General features: G+C 55.9%; 14 protein-coding genes. 4 read left to right on the top strand and 10 right to left on the bottom strand.

All coding sequences use genetic code 11. From position 1 onward, the window contains the following. Positions 1-13: 13 nt before the first annotated feature. Both G9X64_RS31950 and G9X64_RS31945 read left to right on the top strand, forming a co-directional pair. On the top strand, positions 14-541 hold the full coding sequence (locus G9X64_RS31950) for an isoprenylcysteine carboxylmethyltransferase family protein (protein ID WP_130794375.1): 528 nt from the start codon (positions 14-16) through the stop codon (positions 539-541). Positions 542-674: 133 nt separating this feature from the next. Then, positions 675-1,391, top strand: a complete 717-nt coding sequence (locus tag G9X64_RS31945; protein ID WP_130794377.1) for a hypothetical protein — start codon at positions 675-677, stop codon at positions 1,389-1,391. Positions 1,392-1,404: 13 nt separating this feature from the next. Here G9X64_RS31945 and G9X64_RS31940 read toward each other — a convergent pair whose 3' ends face one another. The 10 genes from G9X64_RS31940 to G9X64_RS31895 all read right to left on the bottom strand — a co-directional run bounded on the left by G9X64_RS31940 (position 1,405) and on the right by G9X64_RS31895 (position 10,415). Beyond that, positions 1,405-2,313, bottom strand: a complete 909-nt coding sequence (locus G9X64_RS31940; protein WP_164585960.1) for a LysR family transcriptional regulator — start codon at positions 2,311-2,313, stop codon at positions 1,405-1,407. Positions 2,314-2,398: 85 nt separating this feature from the next. Further along, positions 2,399-3,451, bottom strand: coding sequence for a molybdopterin-binding protein (locus G9X64_RS31935; protein ID WP_130794381.1), 1,053 nt, complete (start codon positions 3,449-3,451; stop codon positions 2,399-2,401). Then, complete coding sequence (locus tag G9X64_RS31930) at positions 3,451-4,146, bottom strand: XdhC family protein (protein WP_130794383.1); 696 nt, start codon at positions 4,144-4,146, stop codon at positions 3,451-3,453. The genes G9X64_RS31935 and G9X64_RS31930 overlap by 1 nt, the downstream gene beginning before the upstream one ends. Next, entirely contained in the window at positions 4,146-4,454 is a 309-nt protein-coding gene (locus G9X64_RS31925; RefSeq protein WP_130816912.1) for an XdhC family protein, read from the bottom strand. Before G9X64_RS31925 ends, G9X64_RS31930 begins: the two co-directional genes overlap by 1 nt. Before the next feature lie 74 nt (positions 4,455-4,528). After that, positions 4,529-6,682, bottom strand: a complete 2,154-nt coding sequence (locus G9X64_RS31920; RefSeq protein ID WP_171378180.1) for a xanthine dehydrogenase family protein molybdopterin-binding subunit — start codon at positions 6,680-6,682, stop codon at positions 4,529-4,531. An 11-nt stretch (positions 6,683-6,693) separates the two neighbouring features. Then, complete coding sequence (locus G9X64_RS31915; protein WP_017965601.1) at positions 6,694-7,143, bottom strand: (2Fe-2S)-binding protein; 450 nt, start codon at positions 7,141-7,143, stop codon at positions 6,694-6,696. A gap of 21 nt (positions 7,144-7,164) precedes the next feature. Continuing rightward, complete coding sequence (locus G9X64_RS31910; protein WP_171378179.1) at positions 7,165-7,539, bottom strand: c-type cytochrome; 375 nt, start codon at positions 7,537-7,539, stop codon at positions 7,165-7,167. A gap of 69 nt (positions 7,540-7,608) precedes the next feature. Continuing rightward, entirely contained in the window at positions 7,609-8,826 is a 1,218-nt protein-coding gene (locus G9X64_RS31905) for an MFS transporter (protein ID WP_171378178.1), read from the bottom strand. A 27-nt stretch (positions 8,827-8,853) separates the two neighbouring features. After that, positions 8,854-9,681: an alpha/beta fold hydrolase gene (locus tag G9X64_RS31900; protein WP_171378199.1), complete on the bottom strand. Its 828-nt coding sequence runs from the start codon at positions 9,679-9,681 to the stop codon at positions 8,854-8,856. Between the two features lie 164 nt (positions 9,682-9,845). Further along, positions 9,846-10,415, bottom strand: coding sequence for a helix-turn-helix domain-containing protein (locus tag G9X64_RS31895; protein ID WP_246271115.1), 570 nt, complete (start codon positions 10,413-10,415; stop codon positions 9,846-9,848). A 242-nt stretch (positions 10,416-10,657) separates the two neighbouring features. On the opposite strand from G9X64_RS31895, the gene G9X64_RS31890 reads away from it, so the two are divergent. Continuing rightward, a complete protein-coding gene (locus G9X64_RS31890; protein WP_171378177.1) occupies positions 10,658-11,446 on the top strand; it encodes an SDR family NAD(P)-dependent oxidoreductase in 789 nt (262 codons plus the stop codon). Positions 11,447-11,628: 182 nt separating this feature from the next. Further along, complete coding sequence (locus tag G9X64_RS31885; RefSeq protein WP_210259751.1) at positions 11,629-14,385, top strand: ATP-binding protein; 2,757 nt, start codon at positions 11,629-11,631, stop codon at positions 14,383-14,385. The last annotated feature ends 30 nt before the right edge of the window (positions 14,386-14,415 follow it).

Raw genomic sequence — 14,415 nt, 5'->3', positions numbered from 1 at the left:
CCAAAGGACTGAAATGTCGCTTCCACTCATAGGATTCATCGTTGTCGCCTTCTGCTGGAGGATCGCGACAGTCTTCATCTCAGCCCGTCACGAACGAGCCTTGAAAGCTCACGGAGCAATTGAATACGGCGCGTTGAACAGCATCATGCTGGCTGTCTCCCATGTGCTGTATTATCTCTCTGCGATCTTCGAGGCATCGCTGCGGTCGGGCAACATAAACTCGACATTGTCGATTGTTGGGGTAGCCATCTACATCGCAGCGGCGTTGGTGTTGGTGTCTGTCATACGGTCACTCGGCGATCTTTGGACGATCAAGATTATCCTCAGCGGGACACATCGTTTGGTGAAGAGCGGCCTGTTTTCGTTCGTTCGGCATCCGAACTACTTCTTGAACATCCTCCCAGAGCTAGTCGGGTTCGGGCTTGCGCTCAACGCCTTCTGGACGCTCACTATCGGTCTTCCACTTTATCTAATACCACTTACGATCCGCATCCGGCAGGAAGAAGCCGTAATGGCGCAGCGGTTCTCGTCCTACCGTTAGGGCCGTCGCTATAAGCAAACAGGGCACAATGACAGAGAGTGGAGACCCGATAGGCGGTAATACGAATGACGCGGGCGGCAGCGGAGATCTGCCACCTTTGACGTCCGAGAGCACGGGGAAGCTCGCGCAACTGATGACGGACGTTATACAGACGGCCTGTGAACGAGCCTCAGCTTCTGGGCTCATGCCGTCCGACGAGACGAAGAAATTTCTGCTAAAGCGGGTCTCGCCCAATAACGCTCTCAACTTTGATAGCCTCGAGAGATACTGGGTCGTCCTTCTTGATGAACTCTCCCAGATTCTCGACCGAATTCTGGCGTATCAGTACGTTGCTAAATATCGGAAAATCCTTAATTCCGGTCCGCAGGAGCTTGCGATGGCCTGGCAGATCCACAGCCAGAGCCTTCGGTCGGGTGAGCTTTACATCGTCCAAGATCGGACCTGCGAGTTCCTAAAATTTCTAAGCCATGTCGGGAGAGACTGCGGCATCACAATTGCGGATCAGACAAAGACGTTTGAAAAGGCCTTTAAAAAGACCTTCGAGCGTAGGCTTCGTGAGCGCCATCGCGTTGTTCACGCCCACGAACGTCCTTCACGGGAATCGCGAATCATTTCCCTGAGCGGGCAGACGTCCCCCTTGCCGAGGGACGTCATTGACGGGATCCTCCAGGAAACATTTGAAAAGACGATCCCGGTTTTGCAACGCGTTTCTTCTCAGCTAGGCAAGGAGCCGCCCATGTCTGTGGAGGCGGTAGAAAAAATACACGAAGAGGGCGCTGTTAACGAAGCTCGCCTGATGTTGGACTTGGTGGCCAAGGCACTTTTGACGACTATCGGCCTGATGAAATAGTCCTGCATGATCGTCACAAAGGCTCGAATGCATGACGAAGAGCCTTTGAAAGGTGCGCAACAAGCGCTTTCACTTTTGCACTAATGTGCCGATTGGCGGGAAAAACAGCGTTGATCTCTAGTTTGGCGGTCACCCAGTCCTCCAAGATCTCGACCAGTTGGCCGTTACGAAGCTCGTCGGTTACCAAGTATCGAGGCAGTAGGGTTATACCTGCGCCCCGTATCGCTGCTTCTTTCAGTCCAATGCTATCGTTCGCTTCGATTCGAGGCGGGATGGAAACTTTCTCGTGCTGTTCAGATTTTTGAAAGTGCCATTCCCTGCCCCAACGCAAAGGGGAAAAATGGAGAAGCCGGTGGTCTAGAAGATCGGTCGGCACAACAATGTCATGTCGACCCCTGAGATAGCCGGGAGAAGCGCAGACCACCAAGCTCGTCGTCGCGAGCCGACGTACGATCAAGCTCTGCTCATTGGCGATTGTACTCCGAACGGCCAAGTCCATTCCGCGTTCAACCAGATCGACAGGCTCGAGCGAGAAGTCCATAAAAATGTCGATCTCAGGATAAAGCTGAGAAAAATCGGCAACGGCGCCCGATAGATACCTCTGCCCGAGATCAGGTGAGACAGAGAGCCGGATTTGCCCTGACGTCCCGTCTTGCAGAGCCTTTGCATTGATTTCAGCCTCGTTTACCTGTCCAAGCAGGTCACCAAGGGACTGCCGATAGGTGTCCCCCGCTTCAGTGAGAGCCACACTCCTGGTGTTCCTCTGGACGAGGCGCACACCCAATCGCTTCTCCAGCTCTTGCAGCTGCACACTGACCGTCGCCTTTGACATGCCAAGCTGTTCGGCTGCCCGCGAGAAATTGAGTGTTTCGGCAACCTTCAGAAATACCGAAACACCGGCGAGAGGATCGAGTGACTTCATAGCGGATGAGTCTGATAGAAAACCATTCGGTCTCGTACTCTCCTCGCCCGCGAGCGAATTGGCGAATCCCGTCGTGTCGCGCAATTTACGCGCTTGCCGCCTCTTCATCCAGAAAATGAGCGTCTCGAACTGGCTCTTCACGTAGTTGCGGGCGGGCGGAGATTTCCTTGAGCAAACCTCCCACCCCCATTCGACTGATATCCAGGCCATCGAGGTGATCGCCCGCGATCAACCTGTCCAGGACCCAATCCAGTCCGTTTTCAGACGAACTGCGAGCGCAACCAGGCGCACCGATCACAGGAATATCGCCGACCCTGCCGAGAACCAGGAGATTACCTGGGTCTACAGGCATGCCAACGCGTTCGACCGCCCCACCTGCCAAACGTATGGCTTCCGGAATTACATCGTTATTGTCGACAACGGCGGAAGCCCCAAAGATGACAATCATGTGGTCACTGGGCGGGCGCGTCTCGATCTCTACTTTCAACGCCGCGGCAACTGCGTCCGCGGAATGAGCCACCCGTGTTTCAGACAGAAGCAGGCTGTTCCTCTCCATGAGCCGACCACCAAGGATGCGAGCTGTCTTGCTCATCGTTTTTTCGGATAGGCTGGGCAACTGAGTGGCGATCAAACTGACCGTGTGGCGACGGAACGGCATGACCTTGATCATGCACCCTATCTTTGCGACCGACGCTGCAGCTTCGACCGCCGCTCTCGAAACCGCGAGCGGGATGATTTTCACGGTGGCGATCATCTCTCCCGCCTTTACGGAGATGCGATCTGCCAAGGAAGCGAACGTGATGGCGTGGTCAATGCTGTTGAAAATGTCGACTAACTTTTTGTCGGCGATGAATAGTCCATCCACTTGGCTGTAGAAGTTCATCCGACCACCCACGGCCGGGGCAATCCTCATGTGTTCTGCACCAATCGCCCTACCAACAAGATCTGCGGCACTCTCCTCGTCAACCTCGTCAGGTTCAATACGGTGTGCCGTGACCTGTGAGATTCCCAAAGAGCCAAGGAAACTCAGATTTTCGGGGGTAAGCTTGTGTCCCTTTTGAAAAGTTCTGCCTTCCGCACTGACCTTGTGTGCCAAGATAGCTCCGAGAGCTGTTCTGGTTTCCATGATACCGAACATCAGATCAGCTCCCTACCTACCCTGCCCGCCTGAAACGCGATGACTTCGGCGAGGATCGACACAGCGATCTCCGCTGGCGTACGAGCACCGATATCCAAGCCGATGGGCGCCCGGATAGACAGAAGCTGCTCGCGAGAGAACCCGTAACTTTGGAATCGATCAAGACGAGCAGCGTGTGTCTTTCTGCTTCCGAGAGCACCCACATAAAAGCAACCGTGCGAGAGCGCGGCAACAATCGCCGGGTCATCGATTTTCGGATCGTGGGTGACCGCAATGACTGCAGTCGATTTATCGAGTTGAATGGCAGCGAACGCCTCATCCGGCCAAAGCGAATATATCGCCGCATCGGGAAATCTTGCAGCGGAAGCAAACGCTTCACGAGGGTCGATGATTAGAACTTCCAAGCCTGTCGCAGATGCCATCGGAGCGAGGTGCTGGGTTATGTGGACGGCCCCGACGATGACGATGCGCTTTCTGGGGACGTGAACTCTGAGAAAGTAGTTTTCCGTTCCCACTGACACCCGGCGAGAGACCCCGTCATTTAAGGCGATCTCAATCTCGAAGCGAAGGGGATCGTTCTCTGGAATTCGATCCAGATGAAGAGTTTGGTTGCCCGATCTTAGGTCTACAATCTCCACAATCGGCGTACGACCGGCCCTGAGCTTGTTTGCCTTTGTAAGTTCGGAGAATTGCATCAGTCGACCCTCTCCACAAAGACTTCGATTCTGCCCCCGCATGAAAGGCCGACGCGCCATGCCGTTTCGTCCGCAACGCCGAAATCAAGAAGAGTGGGACGGCCGGTCTCAATCACCGACATCGCTTGCGAGATGACCTCGCCCTCAACGCAGCCGCCCGAGACCGACCCCTCAAAGTTGCCCTCCTGATCGATAACCAAACAGCTGCCGACTGGTCTCGGTGCAGATCCCCATGTCTTCAAAACTGTCGCGACAGCAACCTGTCGGCCAGAAAGAAACCACTCCTCCGCCAATCGCAACGGGTCCATTTCCATTCTCCAGAAAGTTCGTCGAGGGGTGTTGCAGGCCGCGCTCCAACGCGCGGCCTGCAGGCTTTGCGGCATTAGCCAAGTGCCCCGGAAAGCGGTAAGGAGCGAATCCGCTTTCCTGTTGCCGCAAAGATCGCGTTGCCAAGTGCCCCAGCTGCAGCGGCCGTTCCTGCCTCGCCGACACCTCCCGGCGCTTCGCCACTATTGATCTGATAGACCTCGACCTTGGGTGCCTCGTTGATACGAAGTACCCGATAGGTGTCGAAGTTTGTCTGATCGACAGCTCCATCAGTGAAGGTGACCTCATTGAACATCGCGCTGCTCAGGCCAAAGATCACTCCGCCCTCCATCTGGGCGACAACGGTGTCTGGGTTGATCACAACGCCGCAATCAACCGCGATGACCGAGCGAACGAGGCGAACCTCCTTTTCGTCGGTGATCTCGATTTCGAGGATGTGCGCGAGATAGCTTCCAAAAGCCACTTGAAGGCTGATGCCCTTACCCCTTCCCGGCGGCAATGCTTGACCCCAGCCTGCTTTCTCGGCAGCAAGGTTCAGTACCGCAAGTGCTCGCGGATTCTTCTTGAGCATCTTCCGGCGAAACTCAAGCGGGTCCTGCTTTGTCGCGGTCGCCATCTCATCCACAAAGCTCTCGACTACAAAGAGATTGTGCGATGCCCCGACACCTCTCCACCAGCTGGTATTAACACCCGCTGGCTCGTCGCGAACATAATCCGCAAAAACGGCCTCTTCATCGTAGGGGGTCTCCGACGCGCAATCGACGGCATCAGGATCGATGCCATTCTTGAAGGCTGCTGGCGCCCACCGTGCGAAAATGGAGGACCCGGTCACCCGATGCGTGCGGCCAATCAAGCGGCCGTCCTTGTCGAGGCCTGCCGCCACCCGGTCGTAGTAATATGGCCGGTAATAGTCGTGCGTCATGTCCTGTTCGCGCGTCCAGACCAGTTTGACCGGGTAGCGGATGTCCTTCAGGAGCTTGGCCGCCAGCTCAATGGTGTCGACGTCCAACCGGCGTCCAAACGCTCCACCCATCAGCTGATTGTTCACGGTGACTTTTTCGACCGGCAGCCCTGTGATGTCGGCGACCGCCTTCTGTGTGCGGACAGGCACCTGTGTGCCTACCCAGACCTCTGCCCGATCATCCTGAATATGCAGGGTGCAATTTAGGGGCTCCATCGGTGAATGGGACAGGAAAGGTGACCGATAAACTGCTGAAAGCTTTGTTGCGGCGTTTGCTATTACGTCTACCGCTTTATTTTCGTCGCGGATGACGACCCCCGGCTGTTGCGATACCTGGTCCATCTTGGCGACAATAGTGTCCACCGTGACGGCGCCGTTTTCACCCGGGTCCCATTCGATATTGAGGGCGTCCAGGCCTTGCTTCGCCGCCCACATGTGTTCGCCGATGACCGCAACGGCCGCATTATCGGCCGTAACGATATCGAGGACGCCCTTCACGGCACGAGCCGCAGCTTCGTCCATTTTTGTGAAACGGCCGCCGGTCACCGGAGATATCGCCAGTGTCGCATATTTCATGCCGGGGACCCTGATATCCATACCGTAGACGACCGAACCGTTGACTTTGCCGGGAGTGTCGAGCCTCTTTGCTCGCGTTCCGATGATTTTAAACTGAGATGGGTCCTTCAACGGAACGTCGACTGGAACGGGCAGCTTTGCCGCCTCGGCCGCAATGTCATAGTAGGTCGACGATTGATTTGAAGCGTCGTGGTAGATCGTCCCCTCATGGACCCGACATTGCGCTGGTTCGACCCGCCACTTGGCGGCCGCCGCTCCAACAAGCATTATACGCGCCGTAGCGGCTGCTTGCCGTAGCCGCATCCAGTCGGAACGAGTTGACGTCGATCCACCAGTCGCTTGGTCGTACAGGATGGGATCCATATATTTCGCAAGGTCCGGTGGTGCGGCTTCCACTTTCAACTGGTCAAGCCGTAGTTCGAGCTCTTCTGCCATCAACATCGCGCTGGATGTATAGATACCCTGCCCCACCTCAGTGTGTGGCATAATCAGGGTGATGCCTCTTTCATCAATTTTCACGAAGGCGTTGGGCGCGAAGGCGGCCTCTTTAGAGGAACTCGCTGGGCCGTTTGCTCGCCCCATCCGTGGCAGTTGAACCGCCAGCACAAGACCTCCGGTCGCCAGGACGGTACCTTTGAGGAAGCCGCGACGGGAATGAAGATTGTTGATCATGTCAGCCCCCTCTATGCCGCTGCAGTGTGGATCGCGTCGCGGATCCGGACATAAGTGCCACAACGGCAAATATTGCCTGCCATTGCCTCATCGATGTCCGAGTCTGTCGGCTTCGCATTGCTATTAAGAAGCGCGGTTGCCGACATGATCTGGCCGGACTGACAGTACCCGCACTGGACGACCTCCTTTTCGAGCCACGCTGTCTGGATTTTGCGCCCGTTTTCGGTCTCACCGACGCCCTCGATCGTGGTGATCTGTTGAGCATCGATCATATCCATGGTCGTCTGACAGGATCGAACTGCCATGTTGTCTATCAGGACGGTACAGGCTCCGCATTGGGCGATGCCGCAGCCGTATTTGGTTCCGGTCATGCCGAGCACGTCTCTCAAAACCCAGAGCAGTGGCATGTCGTCCGGGACATCGACTTCATGTGTTTTGCCGTTGATGGTGATCGTCTTCATCGGTCTAACCTTCCTGGGTCTCTATTGCGCTGTCAGTGTTTTCAGGTAGCTGATGACATCTGCTCGATCCTGGTCTTTCGGGATTGACGCGCTCATGCGGGTCCCCTTGACCACGGCGGCTGGCGCTTTAAGGAAGGCGTCGAGAGTAGGCTCGTCCCAAGTGAGACCAGACCCCCTCAACGCAGCGGAATAGTTGTACCCCGCGATGCTTCCAGCAGGGCGACCTACAACATTCAGAAGGCCCGGACCCACCTTGTTTTGCTCGGTCGTCGCGTGACAGGCACTACAGCGGGCAAAGACCTTTTTGCCCTTGTCTGGATCTCCATCGGCTTGGACCGACGAGGCCCCAAGCACGATCATTCCCACGGCAATCATGACGGCCTGCAACTTTTCCATGGTTCCTCCTTTGGAAAATCGGAATGGCGAAAAGGGCAGCAATCTTGCCACCCTTGTTGAATTCGATTGTTAAGTGACCCTTCTAGGCTGCGTAATCCTCGCACCTGCGTAGGTAGCAATGAGAAGAGCGATACCTTCCCCAATCACGCCGGTAATACCCAGGTCACCGACACCGCCTTGCGAGAGCACGACGGATCCGATGGCGCTGCCCACGGCAAAGCCCAGGTACATGAACGACGTGCTGAGTGAGACTGCGATTGGGACCGCAGGCTGGCCGACCTGAATCAATGTGGCAATTTGTGCTGGATAGAATGCCCAGATCGCGATACCCCAAAAAGCAACCGCAATGACCGTCGGAACAATGGCCTGATCGGGCGTCAGAACTCTTGCAAAGAATATAAGCGAGAGGAAAACTAACACCGCAAGGATCAGGCTTACGGCGACGACCGGTCTTGCTCCCATCAGATCATTCAGGGTGCCACCAAGTACGATGCCGATTGCAGCGCCGATCCCCCATACCGAGACAACGGCGCTAATTCCATTCGGGCCAAGGCCATCGACCTGGTTCAGATACGGAGCGATGTAGGTCCAGACCGAATAGGTCCCGAGCGCCCAGAAGAAGATCACAGCCAGTTCCCGAAAGACCTGGGGCCTTTTAACGATCGCCAGGCGCTCGGCGACCGACGCAACGCGCATTTCGGTACCATCGGTACGAGGCAGCCTTGCAACCAGCGCGACCACTGCGATCATCGACAGGACTGCGACCCCAAGGAAAGTAACCCGCCACCCAAGGGCGTTTCCTACGAGTGAGCCAATAGGCAGCCCGATTGCGATTGCTATAGTCAAACCACCGTTCAAGATGGCAAGGGCCCGTCCCCGTTTCTCGGGTACAACTAAGGCGCCCATCAATGCGTTGGCGTTCGGGGTGTAGAGTCCCGCCGCCATGGCCAATAGGACACGAGCAGAAAAAATTCCCCAGTATCCTTGGGATGCCCAGGCCACCAAATTAGCCAGCGCGAAAGCCGCCATTGTCAGGACGAGCAGACGTTTGCGGTCGACCCGTCCAAACAGGATGGTTAGGAGCGGCGATGTGATCGCCAAGGTAAGCGTGAAGACGGTAACCAAGCTACCCAGTTCCGAAACCGGGAGTGAAAGATCCTCTCCCATTTCCGGCAGAAGGGGAACAATCATGAACCCCTCGGTGCCAATGGCAAATGTACCCAATGCCATGATGTAGGCTGGCGCGAGCGACTGACCTGCCGCGCGTTCGCTTGAAATAGAAGTCATTTGGATCGCCTCTGCGCCAGCCAGCGGTTACGATGCTGCCTTGATGAAAGTCATCACGTCAGCATTGAACTTTTCAGCCTGCGTCTGAGCCAGACCGTGAGGCGCACCCGGATAGACCTTGAGTGTCGCATTCTTGACGATCTTTGCGCTCTTGAGGCCAGCTGCGGCGATCGGCACGATCTGATCGTCGTCCCCATGAATGATGAGGGTCGGCTTGTCGATTTTCCTGAGATCGTCCGTGTAGTCGACCTCCGAAAATTCGCGAATGCAATCGTATTCGCCCTTGATTCCGCCTTCCATTCCCATCAGCCAGAAGGTTTCACGGAGTCCTTCGTTGACCTTGGCGCCCTCGCGATTGAAGCCATAGAAAGGCATCGTCAGATCCTTGTAGAACTGCGAGCGATCGGTCGCAGTGCCCTTTCGGATGCCGTCGAAGGCTTCAATGGGAGTGCCTTCAGGATTGGCATCGGTCTTGAGCATCAGCGGCGGGACTGCGCCGACGAGTACCACTTTAGAAACTCGCTTGGTTCCGTGACGGCCAATGTAATGCGCAACTTCGCCGCCACCGGTGGAGTGGCCGATCATGACCAAATCCTTCAGATCGAGATGCTCGATGACCTCAGCGAGGTCGTCGGCATACTGATCCATATTGTTACCGGTCCAGGGCTGATCAGATTTTCCGTGGCCACGTCGGTCGTGAGCAATGACCCGGAAGCCATTCATGCCGAAATACAGCATCTGTGCGTCCCAGGCGTCACTTGAAAGTGGCCAGCCGTGCGAGAAAAGGATCGGCTGCCCCTTGCCCCAATCCTTGTAAGCGATTTTGGTACCGTCTTTCGTCGTGACAAAGTTCATGTGCTGGTTTCCTTGTTTTACTTTGACTGCAGCTTGAGTCTCGTGCGGCATGCCGACTGCAAATGAAGCGGTTACGGCGGCACCGGCCAGCAGCGTATGGCGGCGGCTGATGAGAAATTCATTGGACATTTTCGTTCCTCTCGTCAGGAGATAAGCGCCTCTAATCAGGCGCTTGCGGATGCGTGTACGTCTGCCGAGCCAAAACGACGCCACGAAGCCGGAGTGTGTTGAGTGGTGCACTTGCCAGCGCTCAGGCGCCGCCACTTGAGCGGGGTGACACCAACCAGACGCTTGAACACCTTCGAGAGGTGCGCTTGGTCACTCAGACCACACGCCTGTGCGATTTGGCTCAGCGGCTCATCGGTCGAAGAAATGAGATATTTCGCGGCATCAACGCGGCGGCTCAAAACGTAGTCATAGGGCGAGCGGCCGAAGGAGACCTTGAAACCCTTCGAGAACCGGCTCGCGCTCAAGCGGACTTGGTCGCCCAGCTCCTGGACACGGATGCAGCCGTCGATGTTTTCATCGATATAGCGGACTACCTTGTTCTTCTGCCAATCGGAAAGGCCCGCAACGGTCTTGTGGGATGTTCGGCGGGGGCTGTACGCCATGTCAGCAGGCCGAACACGACTTTCCGGACGGAGATCGATCGCGGTGTCCTGAGGTCCGAGGCCCCAGACGCGCTCACCGCCCGGGCCTACGAGGAATGGTATGAATGAAACCGTTCGTGTCATGGCAGTGTCCTTTCTGCTTCGATGGCGGAAAGGTAGCTGCAGGCTGCCCCGTAACACGAGCTAAGCGATGTTAAGAGATGTTAGGGCGTTAACGACCCGGAGCGCGTTCCGTTAACAAGGCCGATTTCGTGATCGCGGTAGCCCGCTACTTGAAGGTTCGCGTGGGCGCCCGATGATACAATAATCAGTTCCAGGGCGAGCCTATATGTGGAGCTAGGCGGATAGGGAGCTATAAGCACCAAATGCAACAGGATGACGTCACTTTGGATGGACGGATCGATAGTCTCCGGCCCCTGGCTGGACAAGTAGTGCTTTTGACCCGCGCGGATGAGGGTGTCGGCATGGCCACTGCTGCCGCGCTGGCTGGGTGCGGCGCCAATCTGGCATTGACGCTTCTCGACACGGAAGTTGAGCCTGCTTTGCTAGACGAACTCCGCCGCATCGGCTGTAAGGTCGTCGTGTTTAAAGCACCGACGGATTCGAGCTCAACACAGCATACCCAGCTGGTTCGACAGGTTATGGCGGAATTCGGCAAGATCGACGTCTTGGTCGTTAACTCTGAGTATCGCGTTCAATGGCAAGTTGACGATGATGACCTGGATGAGGACCAAGTTGAGTTCCAATATTCCCTGAACGTGAAATCCAACATTGCTCTCATAAGAGCCGTGATCAGAGTGATGACGGACGGCGGACGCGTTATCGCACTTGGGTCGAGCCTCGCGGATCGCGTTGGAACCCCTGGCCTCGCCGATTTTGCGGCAACGCGTGCGGCGTTGGCCGCCTTCTGCAAGGGTGCGGCCCATGATCTGGGACCACGCGGAATCTCGATCAACGTCGTCCAGATGGGCGCCATCGCGTTCGACGCCGTTGCAGTTTCACCGGACATCATGGAATCCGAACGCGCTTCAACTGCCCTCAAGAGGCTTGGAAAGCCATCGGAAGTTGCAAGTGCAATCACATTTCTTGCGGGGCCGACCGCCTCTTTCATCACAGGCAGCGTGTTGAACGTCGACGGTGGGTATAACGCATAGCCCGCTTGTTCACGCAGAGGTTCATTGAACCCATGAACCAGTTGGTTTATAGACCATTCTGATATCAAGAATGGGCTGAGCATGAGAGTGGCATCCGTACAAGCGTTGGACCTTTCAGCGTCAGCAATAGGTGAAAACGACCGAATTTCTGTAGTTTCTTGGCCGATCAGGTCTAGCGACTAATGACTGTACTGAGATTTGGTCGTTTTGAACTCGATATCGCTCATCGCAGCCTCTCCGAGTCTGGGAAAATCCTTCACCTTGGCGGGCGTGCTTTCGACCTTTTGGCCGTTTTAGTTGCACGAGCTGGCCAGATCATCAGTAAAGATGAACTGATCAAAGCCGTTTGGACGACTACAACCGTCGACGAAGGCGCTCTGCGCGTCCATATGGTGACGCTTCGAAAGCTGTTGGGGGATAGAGAGGCCGGGCGATATATCGAAAATATCCCTGGTCGTGGCTACGCCTTTGTCATGCCGGTCCAATCTGTTGAAGATGGTGAGAGCAGCACTAATGTGCAGCCGGTAGCGGTTCCAAAGGCGAACATCTCAAGCAACTTACCTCGTCTTGCTGGAAGATTGATCGGCCGGGAAACTTTCGTTGAGGAGACCGCCCGACTCATGGCGTCGAACCGCCTCGTCACCATCGCTGGTGCTGGAGGAATTGGAAAAACGTCCGTGGCTCTCGCTATTGGCGAGATCCTGAGCGAGTCACGACCCGTCCTGTTTGTAGATCTTGCTGCACTCACCGACGGGCGGCTCATCATGCCGACACTTGCTTCGCTGCTTGGAGTCACAGTGTTTTCGGACGACGCCGAGCCTGGCGTGTTGCGGGCATTGGAGGATAGCAATGTTCTGCTCGTCTTCGACAATTGCGAGCACCTGATTCTCGAGGCCGCGTCTTCGACCGAAGACATTCTGACTGCTACGCCTAACGTTTCGATCTTGGCTACCAGCCGTGAACCCCTGCGCGTTTCAGGCGAGAGGATCCGGCAACTGCCCTCGCTGGTCACTCCGCCGGAGGACGCCACCAACGCTGATTGGTCCTCGTTTTCAGCGATGGAACTCTTTATCGACAGGATGATGCTTTCATCTGACGTCGAAAGTTTTGATCGGCCTGAGGATTTTGAAACCGCTGCGTCAATCGTCAGGCGGCTTGATGGAATTCCGCTTGCGATCGAATTCGCAGCTTCCCGCGTCGCTCATCTTGGCCTTGTCAATCTTGCCAACTCCCTGGATGACCCGCTGACCGTGTTGCGACGGGGGCGCCGTACCGCCCCACCCCGCCAACAGACCCTGCGAGCCACGCTGGACTGGAGCTTCGATAGCCTGACCCCTACAGAGAAAACGCTTTTCGAATACGTTGCCGTGTTTGCCGGTTCATTCTCGTCGGATGCAGCTCTCTCTGTTAGCGGAGGACGTCTCTCCGAGGACGACTTCTACGAGGCTTTTGACGGTCTGTTCCTGAAGTCTTTTCTATCCGTGAGCGCCGGAGACGGAAGCTATCGACTTCTCGAAACGACCAGGCGTTATGGTCTTGAGAAGCTGGAGAAGAGCGGTCAGTCGGATGCGATCAGAGCCGCGCACGCTGTCTATTGTGAGAAGGAGCTGCAAAGCGCGGAAGCCGATTGGAAGGTTCTGGCCACTCCGCAGTGGATGCGACGCTACTCATCTCTGATTAATGACGTCCGAGCTGCGATACAGTGGAGCTTCGACAATGAACGCGACGCCGATTTCGCGATCCGTCTCTCGGCGAAGTCAACAGTTCTGTGGGCGCAACTCGGCCTCATGAACGAACAATCGAAGGTGGTCGAGCAAGCCTTGGCCAGACTTCCAGGTTCCCAGCACGTAGGGACGCGCATCGAAATGGAGCTTCGGATATCAAGGGGTGGAGCGTTATTCCACGTCCGAGGCTACCCTGCCGACCCTGAAGCCTTGGAGGAATTCGATCGCAGTGCCGAGATTGCGGAATCGCTGGGCGACATGCCCACATTCATAAGAGCTACGGCGGGCCGAGCCTCCATTTGGGTTTCAAACGCGCGATACTCTGAAGCTATTGATATGGCGCTGAAACTTGGAATTCGGTTTCCCCAGATGTCATTGGGATCTTTCAGCCGGATGCTTGAACACGGATACTTCTTCCATGGCCACCTCAAGTTAGCCTCTGAACATGTGAAAGGATCTCTTCGGGATGCTGAAGGGTCTCTGCGGCGGACCTTAAACGATGGTGTCGGTTTCGATCAGCGCATCATTTCCCGAGCGGTGCTCATTTTCGTGAAATTCTTGCAGGGTGAAACCTCTGAAGCATTCGAAGAACTCGACTCCGCCTTGGAAGAGGCCCGCGCTCTCGATTATTCGATATCAACGTGTTTACTTTTGTTTTTGACGGCATCGCCGATCGCGTTCTTGTCTGGCGATCAAAAGCGAGCGGGTGAGTATCTAGATATCGCGGAGACACTCACCAAAAAGCATGACCTCCACAGATGGTCGCTATGGGTGGCTGCCTATCGGTCCTTTATCTCTGATGGCATTCAACAGCCAGAGACCGAAGAAATTTTCCGTTCGGCAGTCGGAATGAGGTTGGAATACCTGCTCGTCCTGGCGGGCGTTCGGGCACCGTTAGAGGCCTTGGATCGAGGCATAAGAGGAGAAGGCGGCTGGTGCCGTCCAGAACTACTCCGGATAAAGGCCAAGGTATTAAACGAGTCCGATCCAATTCAAGCCCAGTCGCTGATCGAAGCTGCCCTGGATGATGCGCGTCGGATGGAAGCCCCCTTCTGGGAACTTAGGGCGGCTAACACAGCCTATGAACTGGCGGGGCCCAATCAGGAGATCACGGCGCGTAACATGATCAAAAGCACTCTCGATAAAGTCGACGGAGCCTATTTGACCGCCGATATTGCGAAGGCACGGGAGATTCTCGACGTCGGTGATCTCTGACGGACGGGTCGACCGCCCGCCAGAAACAGG

Source organism: Rhizobium sophorae, from assembly GCF_013087515.1.
Taxonomy (GTDB): Bacteria; Pseudomonadota; Alphaproteobacteria; order Rhizobiales; family Rhizobiaceae; genus Rhizobium; species Rhizobium sophorae.
Note: the sequence above shows the minus strand (reverse complement) of the source record. Positions and strands in the feature narration are given on the sequence as shown.